Origin of the sequence: uncultured Lacinutrix sp., from assembly GCF_947500605.1 — a bacterium.
Classification (GTDB): domain Bacteria; phylum Bacteroidota; class Bacteroidia; order Flavobacteriales; family Flavobacteriaceae; genus Lacinutrix.
Window position 1 is genome coordinate 1 of the sequence record NZ_CANMSJ010000009.1, and the last position, 24,872, is coordinate 24,872.

At 33.6% G+C, this 24,872-nt stretch carries 16 protein-coding genes and 5 tRNA genes; 1 reads left to right on the forward strand and 20 read right to left on the reverse strand.

Annotated elements, in window-relative coordinates:
* The coding region (locus tag Q0935_RS12350; protein WP_299386590.1) for a Calx-beta domain-containing protein at positions 1 to 4,424 on the reverse strand (4,424 nt) is incomplete at its 3' end.
* 505 nt (positions 4,425 to 4,929) lie between these two features.
* On the opposite strand from Q0935_RS12350, the gene Q0935_RS12355 reads away from it, so the two are divergent.
* A complete protein-coding gene (locus Q0935_RS12355) occupies positions 4,930 to 6,519 on the forward strand; it encodes a peptide chain release factor 3 (RefSeq protein ID WP_299386594.1) in 1,590 nt (529 codons plus the stop codon).
* 265 nt (positions 6,520 to 6,784) lie between these two features.
* Here the strand turns inward: Q0935_RS12355 and Q0935_RS12360 are convergent, their stop codons facing one another.
* From Q0935_RS12360 to Q0935_RS12450, 19 genes are all read right to left on the reverse strand, one after another.
* Positions 6,785 to 7,105, reverse strand: a complete 321-nt coding sequence (locus Q0935_RS12360) for a DUF3467 domain-containing protein (RefSeq protein WP_299252695.1) — start codon at positions 7,103 to 7,105, stop codon at positions 6,785 to 6,787.
* 147 nt (positions 7,106 to 7,252) lie between these two features.
* Positions 7,253 to 11,554: a DNA-directed RNA polymerase subunit beta' gene (gene rpoC, locus Q0935_RS12365; protein ID WP_299386598.1), complete on the reverse strand. Its 4,302-nt coding sequence runs from the start codon at positions 11,552 to 11,554 to the stop codon at positions 7,253 to 7,255.
* A 71-nt stretch (positions 11,555 to 11,625) separates the two neighbouring features.
* The gene (rpoB, locus tag Q0935_RS12370) at positions 11,626 to 15,438 is read right to left on the reverse strand and encodes a DNA-directed RNA polymerase subunit beta (RefSeq protein ID WP_299253110.1); all 3,813 of its coding nucleotides are present in this window, start codon (positions 15,436 to 15,438) and stop codon (positions 11,626 to 11,628) included.
* Positions 15,439 to 15,562: 124 nt separating this feature from the next.
* Positions 15,563 to 15,934: a 50S ribosomal protein L7/L12 gene (gene rplL / locus Q0935_RS12375; RefSeq protein WP_299252701.1), complete on the reverse strand. Its 372-nt coding sequence runs from the start codon at positions 15,932 to 15,934 to the stop codon at positions 15,563 to 15,565.
* A 55-nt stretch (positions 15,935 to 15,989) separates the two neighbouring features.
* Positions 15,990 to 16,511, reverse strand: a complete 522-nt coding sequence (rplJ, locus tag Q0935_RS12380; protein ID WP_055435165.1) for a 50S ribosomal protein L10 — start codon at positions 16,509 to 16,511, stop codon at positions 15,990 to 15,992.
* Between the two features lie 19 nt (positions 16,512 to 16,530).
* Positions 16,531 to 17,220 (reverse strand): 50S ribosomal protein L1, encoded by a 690-nt coding sequence (gene rplA, locus Q0935_RS12385; protein WP_299252711.1) that lies wholly within the window; start codon positions 17,218 to 17,220, stop codon positions 16,531 to 16,533.
* Between the two features lie 17 nt (positions 17,221 to 17,237).
* Entirely contained in the window at positions 17,238 to 17,678 is a 441-nt protein-coding gene (gene rplK / locus Q0935_RS12390; protein ID WP_299386604.1) for a 50S ribosomal protein L11, read from the reverse strand.
* A 69-nt stretch (positions 17,679 to 17,747) separates the two neighbouring features.
* Positions 17,748 to 18,302 carry a transcription termination/antitermination protein NusG gene (gene nusG, locus Q0935_RS12395; RefSeq protein WP_055435168.1) on the reverse strand — a complete coding sequence of 185 codons (555 nt, stop codon included), beginning with the start codon at positions 18,300 to 18,302 and terminating at the stop codon, positions 17,748 to 17,750.
* 9 nt (positions 18,303 to 18,311) lie between these two features.
* Positions 18,312 to 18,506 carry a preprotein translocase subunit SecE gene (gene secE / locus Q0935_RS12400; RefSeq protein ID WP_299252726.1) on the reverse strand — a complete coding sequence of 65 codons (195 nt, stop codon included), beginning with the start codon at positions 18,504 to 18,506 and terminating at the stop codon, positions 18,312 to 18,314.
* 91 nt (positions 18,507 to 18,597) lie between these two features.
* Positions 18,598 to 18,670, reverse strand: a tRNA-Trp gene (locus tag Q0935_RS12405).
* A gap of 61 nt (positions 18,671 to 18,731) precedes the next feature.
* Positions 18,732 to 19,919: an elongation factor Tu gene (tuf, locus tag Q0935_RS12410; protein ID WP_055435170.1), complete on the reverse strand. Its 1,188-nt coding sequence runs from the start codon at positions 19,917 to 19,919 to the stop codon at positions 18,732 to 18,734.
* A gap of 69 nt (positions 19,920 to 19,988) precedes the next feature.
* Positions 19,989 to 20,060, reverse strand: a tRNA-Thr gene (locus tag Q0935_RS12415).
* A gap of 11 nt (positions 20,061 to 20,071) precedes the next feature.
* Positions 20,072 to 20,144, reverse strand: a tRNA-Gly gene (locus Q0935_RS12420).
* A 52-nt stretch (positions 20,145 to 20,196) separates the two neighbouring features.
* A tRNA-Tyr gene (locus tag Q0935_RS12425) sits at positions 20,197 to 20,278 on the reverse strand.
* A gap of 64 nt (positions 20,279 to 20,342) precedes the next feature.
* Positions 20,343 to 20,416 (reverse strand) — tRNA-Thr (locus tag Q0935_RS12430).
* Positions 20,417 to 20,517: 101 nt separating this feature from the next.
* On the reverse strand, positions 20,518 to 20,820 hold the full coding sequence (raiA, locus tag Q0935_RS12435) for a ribosome-associated translation inhibitor RaiA (RefSeq protein WP_299252736.1): 303 nt from the start codon (positions 20,818 to 20,820) through the stop codon (positions 20,518 to 20,520).
* Positions 20,821 to 20,853: 33 nt separating this feature from the next.
* Positions 20,854 to 21,744 carry a tyrosine-type recombinase/integrase gene (locus Q0935_RS12440; protein WP_299386609.1) on the reverse strand — a complete coding sequence of 297 codons (891 nt, stop codon included), beginning with the start codon at positions 21,742 to 21,744 and terminating at the stop codon, positions 20,854 to 20,856.
* A 185-nt stretch (positions 21,745 to 21,929) separates the two neighbouring features.
* A complete protein-coding gene (locus Q0935_RS12445; protein ID WP_299386613.1) occupies positions 21,930 to 23,348 on the reverse strand; it encodes a carboxypeptidase-like regulatory domain-containing protein in 1,419 nt (472 codons plus the stop codon).
* 346 nt (positions 23,349 to 23,694) lie between these two features.
* Positions 23,695 to 24,867, reverse strand: a complete 1,173-nt coding sequence (locus Q0935_RS12450) for an acyl-CoA dehydrogenase family protein (protein WP_299386617.1) — start codon at positions 24,865 to 24,867, stop codon at positions 23,695 to 23,697.
* Between the last annotated feature and the right edge of the window lie 5 nt (positions 24,868 to 24,872).

Consider the following 24,872-nt stretch of genomic DNA (forward strand, 5'->3'; position numbering starts at 1 on the left):
TCTTCTGAACTTGGTACATCGATAGTTACTGGTACTGTTGCAGTTCCCGCTCCTTCATCAACTGTTACATCTCCGATTGTTACTACTGGTGTCGCATCGTTATCGGTAATTGTTACTGTTCCTGGTGTTGGGTTAAATGCATTACCACTAGTAACTGTTCCTCCAACTGTGAATGTTTCATTTGGTTCATCAATATTATCTTCTAAAATTGGAATTACAACATCAACACTTGTTTGTCCTGCTGGAATAGTTACTGTTGTTGTAGTTGCTGTATAATCTGATGTTCCGGCTGTTCCTGTTGTAGTTGTAATATCTATTACCGTATCGAAAGTACTAACTTCATCAATTGTAACTGGCACAGTTGCAGTACCATCTCCTTCATCTACTGTTACATCTCCAATTATTGTATTTACTTTACATTCATCACCAATAGTCTGATCATCAGTTGAACTTGAATCTCCTTGACCAGCACCACTATTTGCAGCATTTGGAATACCATTAGTATTAATTGCTCCTGTAATTACTCCGTTTCCATCGATTTGAGCTGAAGTAATTCCTCCATTACCTTCTAAAGCATCAAAACAACCATCGTTATCACTATCTAAATCTAAATGGTTAGGAATACCATCACCATCTGTATCAATAGTAGTAGTAGTTACTGGGTTTACAAAGTTAGAAGGACAATCGAATTGAACATTATGTTGTCTTCCAGAAGCTGAAGCTCCTGCTTGGCGTGCAATAACACCTAGTCTAATTGTATATGTTGATTTACCTGAATGAGATGTAGAGTAATTAACCTGTGGAAAATTACTTGTTACTCCAGGATATTCGTTAATTCCAGATGTACCTACTATAAAATTAGATTCTTCTGTAATTAAAAGTTCCGTAGGTGTATTTACGACATGTGTATCTGCTGTTTGTGACCAATTTTGCTCACCATATCTTTCATTACCATCTACGTCATTAAAGTTAACAAAGAAGTTAGGAATAATAACATCGTTAACTCCTACTGTTCCTCCAGTTGTAACAAAATCGAATCTGTATTCTGTATAAGCTCTGTCACCTACATTAACTAAGTTAAAAGCAGAACGTGGTTGAAATGAATTTGGATTAGAACCATTATCATCTATTGTTGGTACAGTTGTTCCGTTTAATTCGGTAATAGTTACTAAGGCATCAATACCAGTTGTTACATTAGGAAATCTAAATGTTTCATTTAATAAGAAAGTAGCTATGTTACCATCACCAGATTCTTCTGTAAATGAACTATTAAAATTCAAAATTGTTTGAGAACCACATACAGGAGTCGCATTAGTAACCACTAATCCTTCGTCTATATCCGAAATTCCATCATTATCATCATCTTCATCACAACTATCTGGATATGCATCACCATCGGCATTTGCATTATCATCAAAACCAGGGCATAAATCGTCCGCATCTATAACACCGTCATTATCTGAGTCACATTGACCATTAGAATCTGAAGGCGTTCCATCTATAGAACCACCAACAGCTTGACCAGAATTTACATTTACATTATTTGGTACACCTGTTGTAAGATCTACTGTTCCATCTAATTGACCATTAGCCAATACGTTTGCAGCTAAAATATTATCTCCTCCTTCAAGTGCATCAAAACAACCATCATTATCGCTATCTACATCTAAATAATCTGGAATACCATCATTATCGTAATCTGCAGTACATCCCGGAGTTACCTGAGTTGTATTTGTAGTACTAGAAAATGTTTTTGTATTAAATAAGTATCCTGTATCAAATTGCCTTTTCGCAAAAGTTATATTAAATTCATCTACAAAAGGCATTTGAATACCAAACCATAAGTTCTCATCTGCAGCACCAGCAGCATTACCTGTAGAAGTTACTTTTAAAAATGAACCAGCATTACCAAAAGAAGAATTACTAACACTACTAGCAACTACTAAAGAAGTTGTTGTAGTTACTTCATAATTTAAAATATCTTTTTTATTGAATTCTACTACTTCACCTGGAGTTGTATCATCAATATCTTGAATTACTAAATTTGCAGGAACTTCAATAAGTGTATTTGTTCCGTTAATTAAAAATTCGAAATCAAAATTAGCAAAACCAACGATTGCTGGATTTGTACTTGCTAAATAGATAGGATAATAAAGAGTAGGCTCGCCATTTGTTGGTGTAAAATTAACACCAGAAAGATCTACTTCTAAATTCGCTAAATCTGAATTACTTAATACAGTAATTCTTAAATCTATATTAGTCCCTTCATAAGAACCAACATTAGCATATCGTGCAGTATCACCTATATTACCTGGGTTACCACTAGCTGTAAAGGTTAAATCTGCTTCCTCAATAAGAATATCAACTGTTTTTGAAGGTGAACATTCATTAATATCTAAAATACCATCGTTATCATTATCTAAATCACAACCATCTGGCACAGTATCTCCATCTATATCTGCTGCATCGTCAAAACCGTTACAAATATCATTTGCATCTATAACACCATCTCCATCGGAATCACACTGTCCATTAGTATCTGAAGGTGTTCCATCTACAGAACCTCCTACTGTTTGACCTGTAGTAGAACTTACATTACTAGGAACACCATTGGATGCCGCATTAGCAGTACCATCTAATTGCCCATTAGCTAATACGTTTGTTGCCAAAATGTTATCTCCTCCTTCTAATGCATCAAAACAACCATCTCCATCAGAATCAGTATCATATATATTAGGTATACCATCACCATCTGTATCTAAACCAATACAATACTCAAGCTCGTAAAATTGCATTGTAACATTCCCAGAATTACCATCTTCTTTACCAACAGTAATAGTTATTTCTGTAATTGGCCCAGGAATAGATACTTGAATAGCATTATCTGGAGCGTTATCTCCACCTGCATTACTAACAACAGATTGACCAAAGAAAATACCATCGGTACCTAAATTAATATCTGACAACAACACTAAAGCATTTGTTCCAGAATTATTAGCTGTAAAATCTGCTCTGTCTGAGTTATCTAATCCAGCGAATTTAAACTCTACATTAAAAACAGGTTGTGAAAATGTATATGTATAAACAGCTACATCACCTATAGAAAAATTAGTGTTTGTAGGTTGTGTATTTATATAAGGACCAGAAACACCTGCTCCACTTGCACTACTAACTCCATCATTCCATATTACATTTCCTTGAGGATCGAAACTAGCTGAAACATCTACTCCATTATAAGCATATAACCCTGTTAATGAAGCTGTAGCAGCTCCACCATTTGTACCCGTTGTATTATTATTGAAATTTTGACCTAAAGCCACAAAACCTGAAGAGCAATCTAACTCGTCTTCGTCTAGAATCCCATCATTATCGTCATCTAAATCTACTGTATCATCAATACCGTCACCATCATTATCGGGTAAAACAGTTACATAAGCAAAAGCTGTATCACAGTTAGCCGAATTTGCTGTTTCGCAAATTCGATATTCTATAATATAATTTCCTGCTGGTACATTTGAAGCCACATCCACAGCTCCTGTAGATGTATTTAATGTTACACCAGGATTGGTAGTACTAACTTGAGCTAAAGTAACATCGGAAACCGTAGGGCTTCCTGCTTGATAAACATCATTAGTCAAAACATTACTAATTGCCTGACCGCCCACACCTTCAACCACCGCAGTCTGAACATCATTTGTTGCTTCTAAAACAGAAGCAGCTCTAACATTAAATCCTCCAAAAAAACCAGCACCTCTAATACCATCAGTTTCCCCAGCATCACTATAAACTACTGTTATCGTACTTATTAACTTAGTACCAAAATCAACCGTTGCAGATCCTGTATTATCATCTGCAGAAGCATCCTTTGCAGCAGAAGAAGCAAGCGTATTAGCAGTTATAGTTGCTATTTCTGAATTAGCTATTGGTACTTCACGAGTTATTGAAACCGGATCACCAGCATTACTGGTTAGATATACTTCATCAATTCTATTCGCACTTTGATCAATATCAGATATAATAAAACTAACACCAGACACAGGCTCACTAAAAGTTAAAGTCATAGTAATCGGCGAGTCAACATTTGTTCTACCGTTATCTGCAGGATCGAAAGCTACACCAAGATCATCTATACCTCCAAATTCACCTCCTATATAATCTATGCTAGGAAAATTCCCCAAACTTCCATTATAAAAAATACCGTCTGAAGCATTAAAAGCCATACTTATAGTCACTGACACAGGTTCATAACCCGCTGGTGTGGTAAAAGGAATAGTACCAGAAGCAGCACCTGGCGTCCAAGTAGCTGTCCCCCAATCTAAATCAGACTGAGCAGAAGCTATATTAGCACCTAATACGACAATTAAAAGACAAAAAAGACTTCTAAGAGTTTTTAAATTAATCGAGAATCGAGTAGAGATTTTCATATTTATGATGGGTAAAATTATTTTATACTTAAATAATATTTAAAAAGCTTTGTTAACGTTAGTATACAAAGCAAACATTTGTTTAAACCAAATATCGTTTGGCTATTATCTTTAATTTTCCATATTTCCATAGCAAATCCATAAAAATACAGCGACAAAAGTAATATCTATTTGTCAATAAAAAGACTAGTATTCAGTTTTACTAAACTAATTCGTTAAAAAGCAAGAATATCAGATAAAACAAAAAAATCATGAATTTTTGCTAATTTTTTTAGCTAATCTAAATTTTTGAGAAAATAAATATTGTTTTTCATCGTTAACATGTATTTAAATTCGATAAAATGAAAAACTATTTTAAATTCATTTTATTTCATAAACTACATAATTAAATATTTTAGAATATTAATTTAATACTCTTACTTATAATCTGTTAATTGGATATAATAAAATCTATTTCATTTTAACCGTACAAATTCAAAAGCTATATTTGTCAAAATTTATTTTAATGAAATTTTTAGACGAAATAAAACGTAGAAGAACATTTGGAATTATCTCACATCCAGATGCAGGTAAGACAACACTTACAGAGAAACTTTTACTTTTTGGAGGTGCCATACAAGAAGCTGGAGCTGTAAAAAGTAATAAAATAAAAAAAGGAGCCACTAGTGATTTTATGGAAATTGAACGCCAGCGTGGAATTTCTGTAGCTACCTCTGTTCTTGCTTTTGAGTATAACGGAATAAAAATCAATATCTTAGATACACCAGGACACAAAGATTTTGCTGAAGATACTTTTAGAACACTTACTGCAGTAGACAGTGTTATTGTTGTAATTGATGTTGCAAAAGGTGTCGAGGAGCAGACAGAAAAACTTGTTGAAGTTTGCCGTATGCGTAACATACCAATGATTGTTTTTATTAATAAAATGGATCGTGAAGGTAAAGATGCTTTCGAATTATTAGACGAAATAGAACAAAAATTAGGATTAAGAGTTACACCTTTAAGTTTTCCAATTGGTATGGGTTACGATTTTAAAGGTATCTATAATATATGGGAGAAAAACATAAACCTATTTAGTGGAGATAGCAGAAAAAATATTGAAGAAACTATAGAAATAAAAGACTTAGCTTCGGAAGAATTAAACACTTTAGTTGGCGATAAAGCTGCTAATGAACTAAGAGAAGAAATAGAATTAGTACAAGGAATATATCCTAATTTTAACAATCAAGAATACTTAGATGGTACGCTACAACCTGTATTTTTTGGTTCTGCTTTAAACAGCTTTGGTGTTCGTGAATTATTAGACTGTTTTGTTGAAATAGCACCAAAACCTAGAGCTAAGCAAAGTGAAGAACGGTTAGTAAAACCAGATGAAGATAAGTTTACTGGTTTTGTTTTTAAAATTCATGCAAACATGGATCCTAACCACAGAAATAGATTAGCATTCGTGAAAATAGTCTCTGGTGAGTTTAAAAGAAATACACCATACTTACATGTAAGGCATAATAAGAAAGTAAAATTCTCTAGTCCTAATGCCTTTTTTGCTGAAAAGAAAGAGATTGTAGACATCTCTTATCCTGGTGATATTGTAGGTTTACAAGATACTGGAAGTTTTAAAATTGGTGATACTTTAACTGAAGGTGAGATACTAAATTATAAAGGAGTTCCTAGTTTTTCACCAGAACATTTTAGATACATAAACAATGCTGATCCTTTAAAATCTAAGCAATTATATAAAGGAATCGACCAATTAATGGATGAAGGTGTTGCCCAATTATTTACACTAGAATTAAACGGAAGAAAGGTAATTGGTACCGTTGGAGCGTTACAATATGAAGTAATACAATACAGATTAGAGCATGAATATGGCGCAAAATGTACCTATGAAAATCTAAATGTATTTAAAGCATGTTGGATAGAGCCAGAGGATCCAAAAAATGAAGAATTTAAAGAATTTAAAAGAGTAAAACAGCGTTATCTAGCAAAAGATAAACGCGGACAATTGGTTTTCTTAGCTGATTCTTCTTTTTCTTTACAAATGACACAGCAAAAATATCCAACTGTTAAATTTCACTATGTTTCAGAATTTGAATAGCTAAAATCAATTTTAAAGACTTTTAAGACGTATTACGTCATCACAACGTAATAATACATGCTTTAAAATAGATTTTAAAAAATAAGACTATTTAAGAAGGTCATATTTCAAAACGTTATAGTTTTTTGTTATTAAATATTTTTATATAATAATTAAAAACTATCAATTAGTTTTAAATAAGAAAAACCTCTAAATTAAATTTAGAGGTTTTTTATTTGTGGTAATATTTAATAAAACTAGTTTAATTAAAATTTTACTAAAAATATTATGCCTGTCCTGTTGGACCAAAATTTAATGGGATTGGAGGTTGTTCATAATCTTTTATTTCTCCATGTGCTTTTTCAAATCTTTGAACATTTTCTCCTAAAGCCTTTAATAAACGTTTAGCGTGTTGAGGCGTTAAAATTATTCTAGATTTCACCTTACTTTTTGGTGTTCCAGGCATAATACTAACAAAATCAACAACAAACTCTGACACAGAGTGGTTAATAATTGCAAGATTAGAGTAGATTCCTTCGGCTACTTTTTCGTCCAATTCTATGTTAATTTGCCCTTGTTTTGGCTTGTTATCTTTATTATCTGCCATTGTAATTTATTTTAATTCCTAAAAATTTAAAAACTGATTCTTTTTAAAAAAGAAAAGTCCTACTTAAATAGCAGGACTTTCTTTTAATATAATTAAAACTATCGTTTTAATTTAAGTTATCTCTGTCTGCGCAGAAATTGGAAATTATTAATTATAATTTACCTCTTGTTTAGCTTGCATCATTTGGTCGAATTCTTCTTTAGATCCTACGATAATGTTTTCGTAAGAACGCATTCCTGTACCTGCTGGAATTCTATGTCCTACAATTACATTTTCTTTAAGACCTTCTAATGAATCAATCTTACCTGCTACTGCTGCTTCGTTAAGTACTTTCGTTGTTTCCTGGAACGATGCCGCAGAAATAAACGATTTAGTTTGTAACGATGCTCTCGTAATACCTTGAAGTATTGGAGTTGCTGTTGCTGGTCTTACATCTCTTGCTTCAACCAATGCTTTATCTTCACGACGTAATAAAGAATTCTCGTCTCTTAATTCGAAAGCAGTAATTAACTGTCCTTCTTTTAAGTTTGTAGAATCTCCTGCATTTTCTACTACTTTCTTACCAAAAATAGCGTCGTTTTCTTCAATAAAATCAGCTTTGTGTGCTAATTGATCTTCTAAGAAGATAGTATCTCCAGAGTCAATAATTCTCACTTTACGCATCATTTGTCTTACAACAACTTCGAAATGCTTATCGTTAATCTTCACACCTTGTAAACGGTATACTTCTTGAACTTCGTTCACTAAGTACTGTTGTACAGCTGCAGGACCTTTTATGTTTAAGATATCGTTTGGTGTTATAGAACCATCAGATAAAGGCATACCAGCTTTTACGAAATCATTTTCTTGAACAAGAATCTGACTTGATAACTTCACTAAGTATTTCTTAATATCTCCTAATTTAGATTCTATAATAATCTCACGATTACCTCTCTTAATTTTTCCGAAAGAAACAACACCATCAATTGCACTTACTACTGCTGGATTAGATGGGTTACGAGCTTCAAATAATTCTGTTACTCTTGGTAAACCACCTGTAATATCACCTGCTTTAGAAGACTTACGAGGTATTTTAACTAAAATTTTACCAATGTTAACTTTCTCTCCATCGTCAATCATTATGTGTGCACCTACTGGTAAGTTGTAAGAACGAATTGCTTCACCTTTACTATCTTCAACAATAAGTGTTGGTATAATTTTCTTATTTCTAGATTCTGAAATTACTTTTTCTTGGAAACCTGTTTGTTCATCAATTTCTACTTGATAAGTAATACCTTGTTCGATATTTTCATATCTTACTTTACCTGCAAATTCAGAAATAATTACACCGTTATATGGATCCCATTCACAAACAATATCACCTGTTTTAAGCTTATCTCCATCCTTTACGAATATAGTTGAACCATAAGGAATATTATTTGTACTTAATGTAATACCTGTTTTCTTGTCTACTAACTTAAGTTCTGAAGTACGAGATATAACAATATTTACATCTTCTCCGTCTTTATTAGTACCTTTTACAGTTTTTAATTCTTCAATTTCAGCAACTCCATCAAATTTAACTGCTAAGTTATTTTCTTCAGAAATGTTACCTGCAATACCACCTACGTGGAATGTACGAAGTGTTAACTGTGTACCTGGTTCTCCAATAGATTGTGCTGCAACAACACCTACTGCTTCACCACGTTGAACCATTTTATTAGTTGCTAAGTTTCTTCCGTAACATTTAGCACAGATTCCTTTTTTAGCTTCACAACTTAATGGTGAACGAACTTCGATAGCATCAATTGGAGATGCTTCAATTGCCGCAGCAATATCATCTTCAATTAATTGTCCAGCCTCAACAATTAATTGTTCAGTTAATGGGTTATATACATCGTTAAGTGCAATACGTCCTAAAACACGTGCTCCTAATTTTTCTACAACTTCATCATTTTTCTTAAGAGCAGAAACTTCTACACCTCTTAATGTACCACAGTCTACACTGTTTACAATAACATCTTGAGATACATCTACTAAACGACGTGTTAAGTAACCTGCATCGGCAGTTTTAAGTGCTGTATCGGCAAGACCTTTACGTGCACCGTGAGTAGAAATAAAGTATTCTAAAATTGAAAGTCCTTCCTTAAAGTTAGATAAAATTGGATTTTCAATAATAGATCCACCTCCTGCAGTAGATTTTTTAGGCTTAGCCATTAATCCACGCATACCTGTAAGCTGACGAATCTGTTCTTTAGATCCACGAGCTCCAGAGTCAAGCATCATAAACACCGAGTTAAATCCTTGTTGATCTTCTCTAATACGTTTCATTGACAGTTCAGTCAATTCTGCATTGGTAGATGTCCAAATATCAATAACTTGGTTATAACGTTCGTTATTAGTAATAAGACCCATGTTATAGTTTCCAGTAATACCATCAACTTTAGCGTTGGCAGCATCAATCATAGATTGCTTTTCTGGTGGGATAATAATATCTCCTAAACTAAACGATAATCCACCTCTAAAGGCAAATAAGTAACCTAACGTTTTAATTTCATCTAAGAAATCTGCCGTTTCTGGTACACTTGTTAATCTTAAAATATCACCAATAATATCTCTTAAAGATTTCTTAGTTAATACTTGATTAATATATCCTGCTGCAGCTGGTACTTTTTCATTAAATAATACACGACCTGTTGTCGTTTCTACTATTTGAGGAACTAATTCTCCTTCTGCATTAAAATCTATTGTACGAACTTTAATCTGAGCATTTAAGTCTACACGCTTTTCGTTGTATGCAATGTTTACTTCTTCTGCAGAGTAAAATGTTAATCCTTCACCTTTTACAGCAACTTCTGGAGTTGATGTACGTAACTTAGTCATGTAATAAAGACCAAGTACCATATCCTGAGATGGTACAGTTACTGGAGCTCCGTTTGCTGGATTTAAGATATTATGAGATGCTAACATTAGTAGTTGGCATTCTAAAATAGCTTCAGGTCCTAACGGTAAGTGCACTGCCATTTGATCTCCATCAAAATCGGCATTAAATGCTGCACAAGCTAATGGGTGTAATTGTATTGCTTTACCTTCAATAAGTTTAGGCTGAAATGCCTGTATACCTAGACGGTGAAGCGTAGGCGCACGGTTAAGTAATACTGGGTGTCCTTTAAGAACATTCTCCAAGATATCCCAAACCACTGGCTCTTTTTTGTCTATTATTTTCTTAGCTGATTTTACAGTTTTTACAATTCCTCTTTCGATTAATTTACGAATGATGAATGGCTTGTAAAGTTCTGCAGCCATATTTTTTGGAAGACCACATTCAAATAATCTTAATTCCGGTCCAACAACAATTACCGAACGTGCAGAATAATCAACACGCTTACCAAGTAAGTTTTGACGGAAACGTCCTTGCTTACCTTTAAGTGAATCTGATAAAGATTTTAACGGTCTGTTAGAATCTGTTTTTACAGCAGATGATTTACGTGTGTTATCTAATAATGAATCTACAGATTCTTGTAACATACGCTTCTCGTTACGTAAGATAACTTCTGGAGCTTTTATCTCTACAAGTCTCTTTAAACGGTTGTTACGTATAATTACACGACGGTATAAATCATTTAAATCTGAAGTAGCAAAACGTCCACCATCTAAAGGCACTAATGGTCTTAATTCTGGTGGTATAATTGGCACTACTTTTAAAATCATCCATTCTGGACGATTCTCTCTATTTAAGTTAGACTCACGTAAAGCTTCTACAACTTGAAGACGTTTTAATGCCTCAGTTTTACGTTGTTTAGACGTTTCTGTATTTGCTTTGTGACGTAATTCAAAAGATAAAGAATCTAAATCTATACGTGCTAATAAATCTATTAAACACTCAGCACCCATTTTAGCTATAAACTTGTTAGGATCTGAATCTTCTAAATAATTATTATCTTGAGGAAGTTCTTCTAAAATATTTAGATACTCTTCTTCAGTAAGGAAATCCATTTTTTGAATTGGTTCTCCTTCAGCATTTTTAGCATTACCTGCTTGTATTACTACATAACGTTCGTAGTAAATAATCATATCTAATTTCTTAGATGGTAACCCTAATAAATAACCTATTTTATTTGGTAACGAACGGAAATACCAGATATGAGCAACAGGTACCACTAAATTAATGTGACCTACTCTATCTCTACGTACTTTCTTTTCTGTTACTTCTACACCACAACGGTCACAAACAATACCTTTATAGCGAATTCTTTTATATTTACCACAAGCACATTCGTAGTCTTTTACAGGACCAAAAATACGCTCACAGAATAAACCATCTCTTTCTGGTTTATGTGTACGATAATTAATAGTTTCTGGCTTTAAAACCTCACCTCTAGACTCTGCTAAAATAGACTCTGGTGATGCTAAACCAATTGAGATTTTGTTAAATCTCTGTACTGTATTCTTATCTTGCTTTCTTGCCATTTCTTTATAGTTTTCAGTATTCAGTATTCAGTCGCAGTAATTACTGCTGACTGAACACTGTAAACTATTTTTTACTCCTCTAATCTAATGTCTAATGCTAGTCCTTTCAATTCGTGCATAAGTACGTTGAAAGATTCTGGTAATCCTGGATCTGGCATTGGCTCACCTTTTACGATTGCTTCGTAAGTTTTAGCTCTACCGACAACATCATCAGATTTTACTGTTAAGATTTCTCTTAATGTTGCAGATGCTCCATAAGCCTCTAGTGCCCATACTTCCATCTCTCCAAAACGCTGACCACCAAATTGTGCTTTACCACCTAATGGTTGCTGTGTAATTAATGAGTATGGTCCTATAGAACGAGCATGCATCTTATCGTCTACCATATGCCCTAACTTAAGCATGTAGATTACACCAACTGTTGCTGGTTGATCAAAACGTTCTCCTGTTCCACCGTCGTATAAATATGTATGACCATATCTAGGTATTCCAGCTTCATCAGTTAATTCGTTAATTTGTTCAATAGTTGCTCCATCGAAAATTGGCGTTGCATAAGTACGACCTAAATCTTGTCCGGCCCATCCTAATACAGTTTCATATATCTGTCCAATGTTCATACGAGATGGTACACCTAATGGATTTAATACGATATCTACTGGAGTTCCATCTTCTAAGAAAGGCATATCTTCTTGACGAACAATACGTGCAACAATACCTTTGTTACCGTGACGTCCTGCCATTTTATCACCAACTTTAAGTTTACGCTTCTTAGCGATATAAACTTTAGCTAATTTAATAATACCTGCTGGTAACTCATCTCCTACAGAAATTGTAAACTTCTCACGACGTAAAGAACCTTGTAAGTCATTTTCCTTAATCTTGTAGTTGTGAATTAAATCTGCAACTAATTTATTTGTATGATCGTCTGTTGTCCAAGTACCTCCTGTTAAGTGAGTATAATCATCAACCGAGTTTAACATTTTTAAAGTAAACTTTTTACCTTTAGGTAAAACTTCTTCTCCTAAATCGTTAAAGATACCTTGTGATGTTTTACCGTTTACAATAGTGAAAAGTTTTTCAACTAAAACAGCTTGTAAATCATCGAACTTACTATTGTAGATACCTTCCAATTGGTTGATATCTTCTTTATCTTGAGCTCTTTTACGTTTATCTTTAATAGCACGAGCGAATAACTTTTTGTTAATTACTACACCATGTAATGATGGAGATGCTTTTAAAGAAGCATCTTTTACATCACCTGCTTTGTCTCCAAAGATAGCACGTAATAATTTTTCTTCTGGTGTAGGATCAGATTCTCCTTTTGGAGTAATTTTACCAATAAGAATATCTCCTGGCTTAACTTCTGCACCAATACGAATCATTCCATTCTCATCAAGGTCTTTAGTAGCCTCTTCTGAAACATTAGGAATATCGTTAGTTAATTCTTCGTTACCTAATTTTGTATCTCTTACATCTAAAGAATATTCATCTATGTGAATAGAAGTAAATATATCTTCACGAACAACTTTTTCTGAAATTACAATTGCATCCTCAAAGTTATACCCTTTCCAAGGCATAAAGGCTACTTTCATATTTCTACCTAAAGCTAATTCTCCTTTTTCTGTTGCATAACCTTCTGATAAAACCTGACCTTTTTTAACTTTATCGCCTTTCTTAACGATTGGCTTTAAGTTAATAGAAGTACCCTGATTTGTTTTTCTGAATTTTACTAAAGGATAAGATTTTGTATCACTTTCAAAACTTACTTTAGCTTCATCATCAGTACGTTCGTACTTAATAATAATCTCGTTAGCATCAACATATTCAACAACACCTTCTCCTGTAGCGTTAATTAACACACGAGAATCTGATGCTACTTGTCTTTCTAATCCTGTTCCAACAATAGGTGCTTGCGGACGTAATAATGGTACGGCCTGACGCATCATGTTAGATCCCATTAATGCACGGTTGGCATCATCATGTTCTAAGAAAGGAATTAAAGATGCAGATATTGAAGTAATTTGGTTTGGTGCTACATCAGTATAATTTACTGCTGTAGGTTCAATTACTGGAAAATCTCCTTCTTGTCTTGCAATTACCTTCTCATCAAGAATCTTACCGTCCTCATCTACTTTTACAGTAGCTTGGGCAATTAACATGTTTTCTTCTTCTTCTGCACTTAAATAAACTGGAGTGTTTTTAATATCTACTACTCCATTTTCAACTTTTCTATAAGGCGTTTCTAAGAATCCCATAGAATTCACTTTCGCATATACAGATAAAGATGAAATTAATCCAATGTTTGGACCTTCAGGAGTTTCAATAGGACATAAACGTCCGTAGTGTGTGTAGTGAACATCACGTACTTCGAAACCTGCTCTTTCTCTTGATAAACCACCTGGTCCTAATGCTGATAAACGACGCTTGTGCGTAATCTCTGCAAGAGGATTCGTTTGATCCATAAATTGAGATAATTGGTTAGTACCAAAAAATGAATTAATAACAGACGATAAAGTCTTAGCATTAATTAAATCTATTGGAGTAAAGACTTCGTTATCACGAACGTTCATACGTTCACGAATAGTACGAGCCATACGTGCTAAACCAACACCAAACTGAGAAGATAATTGTTCACCAACTGTACGTACACGACGGTTAGATAAGTGATCAATATCATCAATCTCTGCTTTAGAGTTTATTAACTCAATTAAATATTTTATAATAGTTATGATATCTTCTTTGGTAAGCACTTGCTTATCCATACCGATATCCAACTGTAATTTCTTGTTCATTCTATAACGACCTACTTCTCCTAAAGAGTAACGTTGATCACTAAAAAATAATTTATCTATAATACCACGTGCTGTCTCCTCATCTGGCGGCTCAGCATTACGTAGTTGTCTATAGATATGTTCTACAGCTTCTTTCTCCGAGTTTGTTGGATCTTTTTGAAGCGTATTATGTATAATTGCGTAATCTCCTTGTTGTGCACTTTCTTTATGTAAAAGAATAGTTTTTACACCAACTTCTAAGATTTCCTCAATATTGTCTTTGTCTAATTCTGTATCACGGTCAAGAACAATTTCGTTACGCTCGATAGATACAACTTCACCTGTATCTTCATCAACGAAATCTTCATGCCATGTATTTAATACACGCGCTGCAAGTTTACGACCTAATATTTTCTTTAGTCCAGATTTTGAAACTTTAACCTCTTCGGCTAAATCAAAAATCTCTAAAATGTCTTTATCTCTTTCAAAACCGATAGCTCTGAATAAAGTAGTAACAGGTAATTTTTTCTTTCTATCGATATACGCATACATCACTTGATTGATGTCTGTTGCGAATTCAATCCAAGATCCTTTAAAAGGAATTACTCTTGCTGAATATAATTTTGTTCCATTTGCATGGAAAGATTGTCCGAAGAATACACCAGGAGATCTATGTAATTGAGATACTACTACACGCTCTGCACCGTTGATACAGAAAGTACCTGAAGGTGTCATGTAAGGTATTGTTCCTAAGTATACATCTTGAACAATAGTTTCGAAATCTTCATGTTCAGGATCTGTACAATAAAGCTTTAACCTTGCTTTTAATGGAACGCTATATGTAAGCCCTCTTTCTATACACTCATCTATAGCGTATCTTGGTGGATCGACAAAGTAATCTAAGAATTCTAAAACGAATTGATTACGAGTATCTGTGATTGGAAAGTTCTCCATGAAGGTGTTATATAATCCTTCATTACCTCTTTCTTCAGATTTTGTTTCAAGTTGGAAAAAATCCTGGAAGGATTTTATTTGAATATCCATGAAATCTGGATATTCAGTTCTATTTACAATAGACGAGAAATTTAATCTTTCAGCTTGTGTTACTAACATCAATGGACGAAATTTTGATTAAAAAAAAATACTTGTATATAGGTACTACCTATATACGACAAATGGTCTAGGTCTTTGAGAGTAATCTCAAGACCTAAACCTTTGTAAAAATTATTGGTAAGACTTATTTAAGTTCTACCTCTGCTCCTGCCTCTTCTAATTGAGTTTTAAGAGCTTCTGCTTCATCTTTAGAAACACCTTCTTTGATTGCACTTGGTGCATCATCAACTAAACCTTTAGCTTCTTTTAATCCTAATCCAGTTAATTCCTTAACTAATTTTACAACAGCTAACTTAGCGCTACCTGCAGCTTTTAAGATTACATCAAATTCTGATTGCTCTTCAGCAGCTTCTCCGCCACCTGCAGCTGGTCCAGCTACTACTGCTGCTGCAGCAGGCTCGATACCGTATTCATCTTTTAATATAGTTGCTAACTCGTTTACTTCTTTAACTGTAAGGTTAACTAATTGTTCTGCGAAATCTTTTAATTCTGCCATTTGTGATAATTTTTTTAATTTTAATATTTAAGTGTAAAGTGCGTACTTTTTAATATTATCCCTCTTTTTGAGATAATGTTTTAAGAATACCAGAAAGTGTTTGTCCACTTGATTTAAGTGCAGAAATAACGTTCTTCGCAGGAGATTGTAATAATCCAATGATATCTCCTAATAATTCTTCTTTAGATTTGATTTCAACTAACATATCCAGTTGATCATCTCCAATATATACTGTTTCTTCAATAAAAGCTCCTTTTAAAAGAGGCTTCTCAGCTTTCTTACGGAAAGCTTTAATTACCTTAGCTGGTGCATTACCAGTCTCAGAGTACATTACTGAAGTATTACCTTTAAGCGTTGTTGGTAAGTCTCCAAAATCTCTATCTGAAGCTTCCATTGCTTTTTCAAGTAATGTATTTTTTACTACTGATAATTTTACGTTTGCTTTAAAACAAGCACGACGTAAATCTGAAGTATTACCTGCATTTAATCCTGATAAATCAGTTAAATAGATATTAGCATTTTCGGCTAATTGAGCAGTTAATTCTTCAATAACTTGTGATTTTTCTTCTCTTGTCATAATAAAAGTTATTTAACTACTAACCGATTTTTGTTTCAACTGCAATACTTGGGCTCATTGTAGAAGACATGAAAATGCTTTTTACATAAACTCCTTTTGAAGCAGTTGGCTTCAGTTTCATTAATGTTGTTAATAATTCGTTTGCGTTTTCTTTAATTTTATCAGCACTAAAAGATGCTTTTCCAATTGCAGCGTGAACGATACCAGTTTTATCAACTTTGAAGTCAATTTTACCAGCTTTAACTTCTGTTACAGCTTTTGCAACATCCATAGTTACAGTACCTGTCTTTGGGTTAGGCATTAAACCACGAGGACCTAATACACGTCCTAAAGGACCTAATTTACCCATAACACTAGGCATAGTAATGATTACGTCTACGTCTGTCCAACCACCTTTAATTTTATCAAGGTACTCATCTAAACCAACGAAATCTGCACCAGCTTCTTTAGCTTCTGCTTCTTTGTCTGGAGTTACTAATGCTAATACTTTTACATCTTTACCTGTACCATGAGGAAGAGATACTACACCTCTAACCATTTGGTTTGCTTTTCTAGGATCTACTCCTAAACGCACAGCTAAATCGACTGAAGCATCAAACTTAGTGTTACTAATTTCTTTTATTAGTGCTGAAGCTTCTTGTAAAGAATATACTTTATCCTTTTCTAGCTTTGCAACAGCCTCTTTACGTTTCTTTGTTAATTTTGCCATTTTAAAATCTTTTTAGGTTAATTAGGTGCTTCACCACCTTTAACAGTTATACCCATAGATCTTGCAGTACCTGCGATCATTTTCATTGCTGATCCAATTGTAAATGCGTTTAAATCTACCATTTTGTCCTCTGCAATAGTTTTTACTTGATCCCAAGTTACCTTAGCTACTTTACGTACATGAGGTTCACCTGATCCTTTTTTCACCTTGGCCGCTTCTAATAATTGAACTGCTGCTGGTGGAGTTTTAATTACAAAGTCAAATGATTTGTCTTTGTAAACAGATATCACAACTGGTAATACTTTACCAGCTTTGTCTTGAGTTCTAGCATTAAACTGCTTACAGAACTCCATGATATTAACACCAGCGGCACCTAAAGCGGGTCCAACCGGTGGCGACGGATTCGCTGCACCTCCCCTTACTTGTAATTTGACTACTTTGCCTAATTCTTTTGCCATTTTAAATAATTTAGTTTCGTATTAAATAAATTTGAAGCTGATTTAATACTTTCTTTATTGTAACAATTATTAAATTTTTTCTACTTGCATGTAACTTAATTCTAATGGTGTTTTTCTTCCGAAAATCTTAACCATTACTTCAAGTTTACGTTTTTCTTCATTAATGTTTTCGATAGTTCCATCAAAACCATTAAAAGGTCCATCTATAACCTTAACAGTTTCTCCTTTTGTAAATGGAATAGCAACACTAGAATCCATATCTACAGATAATTCATCTACTTTACCTAACATTCTATTAACTTCGGACTGTCTTAAAGGTAATGGATCACCACCTTTAGTTGCACCTAAGAAGCCTATTACATTTGTTATTGATCTAATGATGTGTGGAACTTCACCTGTAAGGTTAGCCTTTATCATTATATAACCACTGAAATATACTTTCTCTTTGTTTATTTTTTTGCCGTTTCTTATTTGCACTACATTTTCTGTTGGCACTAAAACCTGCTCAACATAATCCTGTAAACCTAAACGAGCAATTTCGTTTTCAATATAAGTTTTAATCTTATTCTCTTGACCACTTACTGCTCTTACAACGTACCACTTTTTTTCTCCTACTTCAGCCATAACTTTATATTAACTAATTAATTTAAAGTATTCGCTTATAACTTTACTGAAAACAGAATCAATTCCCCAAATTGCTAAAGAGAATATGATTGAAAACACAGCAACTAAAATTGTTAACCTTTGCACTTCTGGCCAAGGCGTCCAAGTCACATTGTTTTTCAACTCACCGAATGATTCTTTAATATAATTTACTATTCCAGCCATTTTCAATCTTTATTTTGCGATAAACATATTACTACATTTATCAAATTCATCTTAGTAAAAAAGGCTTATTGAAAGCCTTGATTACTATAAGCACGGGCGGAGAGACTCGAACTCCCGACACCTGGTTTTGGAGACCAGTGCTCTACCAACTGAGCTACGCCCGTAAATATGAGTTAAGGCATCACGAAAACGAGACACCTTAACTCTATATTAGTTAGACTAAAATTAGTCTAAAATTTCAGTTACCTGACCTGCTCCAACTGTTCTACCACCTTCACGTATAGCGAAACGTAATCCAACATTCATTGCAATTGCTTGAATTAACTCAACGTGTATTGTTAAGTTATCTCCAGGCATAACCATCTCAACTCCTTCTGGTAATGCAATATTTCCAGTTACATCCGTTGTACGAACATAAAATTGAGGACGGTAGTTATTGTGGAATGGAGTGTGACGTCCACCTTCTTCTTTCTTAAGGATATAAACCTCTGCTTTAAATTTAGCATGTGGAGTTACAGAACCTGGCTTACAGATTACCATACCTCTTGAGATTTGAGACTTTTCAATACCTCTTAATAAGATACCTGCGTTATCTCCAGCTTCACCTCTATCTAATATTTGACGGAACATTTCAATTCCAGTAATAGTAGAAGTAATTTTCTCAGCACCCATACCAATAATCTCTACAGGATCTCCAGTATTAGCGATACCAGTCTCAATACGACCAGTTGCTACAGTACCACGACCTGTAATTGAGAATACATCTTCAATAGGCATTAAGAAAGGCTTATCAACTTCTCTTAAAGGCTCTTCAATCCAAGCATCAACTTGCTCCATTAATTCTAATACAGTATCAACCCACTTTTGTTCACCGTTAAGTGCACCTAAAGCAGAACCAGATACTACAGGTCCGTTATCACCATCATACTCATAGAATGATAATAATTCACGAACTTCCATATCAACTAACTCTAAAAGCTCTTCATCATCAACCATATCCACTTTATTTAAGAATACTACTATTCTTGGGATACCTACTTGACGACCTAATAATATGTGCTCACGAGTTTGTGGCATTGGACCATCTGTTGCAGCTACAACTAATATAGCACCATCCATTTGAGCAGCACCTGTAACCATGTTCTTAACATAATCGGCGTGACCTGGACAATCTACGTGTGCGTAGTGACGGTTTGCTGTTGCATATTCTACGTGTGAAGTATTAATTGTAATACCTCTTTCTTTCTCTTCAGGAGCGTTATCAATTTGATCGAAATCTTTTGCTTCTGAGAAACCTGCATCAGCTAATACTTTAGTAATAGCAGCAGTTAAAGTTGTTTTACCGTGATCTACGTGTCCAATTGTACCAATGTTTAAGTGTGGTTTTGAACGATCGAAAGTTGCCTTTGCCATGTTTTAATAATTTAATCTTAGTTATATAATAATTTAATGTTCTATTTTTTGTTGTTATTTAATAAATTGAGCCAATGACGGGAATTGAACCCGTGACCTCTTCCTTACCAAGGAAACGCTCTACCTCTGAGCTACACCGGCTTAAATATTAGAGCGAGAGACCAGGTTCGAACTGGCGACATTCAGCTTGGAAGGCTGACGCTCTACCAACTGAGCTACTCTCGCAATTATTTAATAATTCTTTGTTTAAAACTTACTTTTTCTTGGTAAAAAAAAGTGGGGAGAGCAGGATTCGAACCTGCGAAGACGTAGTCAGCAGATTTACAGTCTGCCCTCGTTGGCCGCTTGAGTATCTCCCCAATCTTAAACTTATCAATATTTTAAAGAACTATAAAAAAAGTTTTGCAACTTCTTTTATTTTAGAGCCGATGGAGGGACTCGAACCCACGACCTGCTGATTACAAATCAGCTGCTCTAGCCAGCTGAGCTACATCGGCTTTTAATACACTTTTTTCGTAAAAAAAAGTCCGCTATTTCTAACGGACTGCAAATGTATATATTTATTTAGATATTCGAAAACATTTTTTGCATATTTTTTTCATAAATGTGCTCTTAATTTCTCTTTTCGCTTTTTTAGCTGCCTTTCTAACGACGCAATCGCGCTATCAGCGCCTTCTTCGAAAGATTTACATTGTTTTTTTACAACAAAACTATCTCCAGGAACACTAACTCGTGCTTCAAAAACTTTATTTTCTTTACCTGTTGTGTTTTCTACTTTCAAAAAGACGTCAGATTTTATGACTTTATCAAAATACGTTTCTAACTTATTCATTCGTTCTTGAACGAAGTTTAATAATTCTGGATTTGCATTAAAATTTACTGCTTGCGTGTTTACTTTCATAAGCGTTGTATTAAATAGGTTATACAATAGCTGTTACTTTTTACTTCTTGGATGTGCATTAGAATACACTTTTTTAAGTTCGGCTATACTATTATGTGTATATATTTGGGTAGCAGCCAAACTTGAATGTCCTAAAAGTTCTTTAACAGCATTTAAATCTGCACCTTGATTTAATAAGTGTGTTGCAAATGAGTGTCTTAGTATATGCGGACTCTTTTTTACCTTATTAGATGCTAGACTAAAATACTCATTTATTATCCTGTAAACAAGAGTTTCGTATATTTTAACTCCTTTTTTTGTTAAAAAAAGTGAGTGAACATCTTCAATTACACTTAGCTCTTTTCGTTTTGGTAAATAAACTTCTATTGTTTCTATTACAGACTGCAATAAGGGAACGTAACGCTCTTTATTTCGTTTCCCTAAGACTTTTAACGTCTTGTTACCAAAGTCTATATCTGATAGTTTTATATTGACTAATTCTATTCTTCTTATACCTGTAGAATAAAACAATTCTATTATTAGTTTATTTCTTAGACCTTCGTAATCATCTTCGTATTTTAAATCGTCTAGTGCTATATTTATTTCGGCTTCGGAAAAAGGAACTTGTATTTTTTTACTTGTTTTTAAAGCTTTGTGTTTCGCTAATGGATTTATCTCTATGTCTCCTATTTTTAATAAGAACTTATAATAGGAATTTAACGCTGAGACTTTACGATTTACGCTTCGGTTAGAAATTTTAGATTCTACTAATTGCACAATCCAACTTCTAATTTGAGAATAGTTTACTTTACCTAATTCTGAATCGTCGAATTCTTGAATTAAAAAAGATTGAAAAGAGTTTATATCGTTTTTATATGCTTTTACTGTTAAACTGGAATAATTACGTTCTAGTTGTAGATAATCTGTAAAGGCTTTTATAGACATAATTGTAGTTTGTTTGTTAAATATAAGAAATAAGCATTACTTAAATTTACTAGTGTAAACTATATTAACAAGTACTCCCGCGTTAAGGTTTGAACGGTTTGTTTGAGCTCCTCGCAGAGAGCGAGTAGTGAAAGCCTGACCAAGACTTGCATTTTTTATTGCAAGCCTTGGTAACGCCTAAAAAATTATTCTTTAAAAAGAGAGGCTCTTTTACTTAAGTCTTGAATCATTTTTTCTTCGTCTTCACTTTCTAGCAAGACATTGTATGTCTCCCAGAACTCTTTGTTATATACTTTTGGTGAAAAAATATCCATATCCCATTTTTTTTGAAGTTCTGCTTCTATTTTATCGTGATTTAAAACAATGTCTGAAAACAGGATTTCTTGTATTGTATAGTAATAACGTTCTTCTTTATTAAATTGTTCGGCAAATTGCTCGTCTTGTTTGTTTTTAGCCTTGTAACCTACGTTAACCAGTTTTGGTGTTTCGTAATAAATATAATTAGGGTACATTTTGTCTTTATACTCCTTGTAAGTTATTATTAACTTGTGGTTGGTTTGTGTATCGAACAGGCGCTTGCTTCTGCTTTTTTGCTGTTCTGAGGCTGCTATTAGCTCATATTCGACCTTTTTAATGGCGAAATTATCGTAATAGATGTATAGCCAACCTTTTGCTTCAAAACCTTCATTATATATCCCTTTGGTATCCAAGCCGACATGTTCTTCTCCTTTAGTAATTTCTATTTTATAAAGCTTACGTTCGTTATCTACTAAAATAGTATCAAGTTTAAATTGATGATTTTTTAAAATGTCTTCACCAAATATTGCTTTTTTACCGTCTACATTTCTAAACATATTTAATTTACCTTGAAATATGTTTTGCAGCCCGTTTACCCTATTATCGTTCCACTTAATAGATTTCTCTAACAAAGCAGTTTTAACTTGACTTCTTTTTAAGTTTTTAGGATTTGTTCTTACTGTAGAATTTTGATTTATATAAGAAGCATAAGTAAACAAACTATCGATGTCCCTTAAATCGTAACTTTTACGCATTTGATCTACGTTTACCTTTAAATGCTTTTTTGCCGGGACTGCATAACTAGAATCGTAAACTGAAATAGCGCTTTCGATAAGCCATTTAAATTCTTTTTTATTACGCTCTTTGTGCCTTAAAAAACCTTTTTGAATGTATGATGAATCTGGCATTGTTAGCGGTAACTCTTCAATTGCTTTTAAAACAATGTCGTTTCCTGTTGTTGGCCTTACTTCTGCCTCTAACACAACCTCGTCTAGAGATGCTACAGCTTCAACTAAGTATATAGGTTCTGAATCATCATATTGATCTAATGGGATTTTTTCTGTTGAATAACCAATTGATGAAACGACCAAAGTGTCTGACACATTTTCTTTTGGAATACGTAATGCAAATTTTCCATCTGCATTTGTAACTGTACCTATTGCTGTACTTTTAATATATACACTTGCACTTTCTATAGGTTCATCTTTAAAGAAGTCTACTACTTGATTGCTAATTTCTTTTTGAGCGAAGACAATTGTGCTGCATAAAAAGAATAACAGACATAGAATTTGATTTGGGTATTTCATTTTTTAAAAAAGTTGATATTTATAATTTGACCTCTTTTTCAATAACGAAAACTATGTGACATTATTGAATTAAACTTGGTAAAAGTAATATTTCTTTTCTAAACATTAATCTCTTTCTATAAACTATAAAATTCTTGCTTTACTGAATTTAACTCAGTATTAATAGCAAGAATCTTATATTTTACTTTAGGTATATTTACCTTTATATCAATTAGCGTTTTAGCAAATTGAAAACAATTTTAACTAAAAGGCAAATTATTTAATGCTTTACAGCAGGCTTGTATTCCTTTTTATCAATTACCATTTTAGCAAATTGAAAACAATTTTCGCTAAAACAATAATTTACTTAATGCTTAACAGCAGGCTTATATTCCTTTTTATCAATTACCATTTTAGCGATAATCTCTCTTAAGATTTCAGAAGTTCCTCCACCAATAGGTCCTAGTCTACTATCACGCAATAAACGTGCCATTGGGTATTCTTCCATATAACCATAGCCTCCTAACATTTGAAGACACTGATAAATAACATCGTCTGCCATTTTTGTAGAACGCAATTTAGATATTGTTGCTTCTTTTACAACATATTCATTTTTATCTAATCTTGCTGCTACTGTGTAATTAAATTCTTTACACACTTCCATGTCTGCATAGCAATCTGCCATTGTATGGCGTAAGGCTTGGAATTTGTCTATACTTTTACCAAAAGCCTGACGTTCTCCCATATATTTTACTGCATATTCTAAAGCAAATTCTGCTCTTGCATGTGCATTAACACCCATAATTAAGCGTTCGAAAGCAAAGTGTTGCATAATGTATGGAAAACCTTTTCCTTCTTCTCCCATTAAATGGCTTGCAGGAATAACTACATTATCGAATGCAATTTCTCCTGTATCACTAGCTCTCCAACCTAATTTATCTAACTTGGTTGCACTTACTCCTTTTGTATCTCTATCTACTATAAACATACTAATACCTTTATTACCAAGTTCTGGACTTGTTTTGGCTGCAACTACAATATAATCGCTGTATACACCATTTGTAATGAAAGTTTTAGAACCATTTAATATATAAGTATCTCCTTCTTTTACAGCAGTTGTTCGCATTCCTGCAACATCACTACCTCCAAAAGGTTCGGTTACTGCCATAGCGCCAATAAACTCTCCTGTAATACTTTTTGTTAAATATTTTTGTTTAACCTCTTCACTTCCTTCTGCATTTACATGCGTCATTGCTAAGTATGCATGTGCCCACATTGCTGCTGCAAAACCTCCAGAATTTACTTTTTGAAGTTCTTCTAAAAATATAACGGTATAAAACAGATCTAAATCCATTCCACCATAAGCCTCAGGATATGCGATTCCAAAAAATCCCATCTCTCCAAATTTCTCCCATATAAAGCGTTCTATATGACCCGTTTTTTCCCACTTGTCTATATGCGGCACAACCTCTTTTTGTAAGAAGTCTGCTAAACTTTGTCTAAATAAATTATGTTCTTCGGTGAAGTATCTGCTGTCCATTTTAT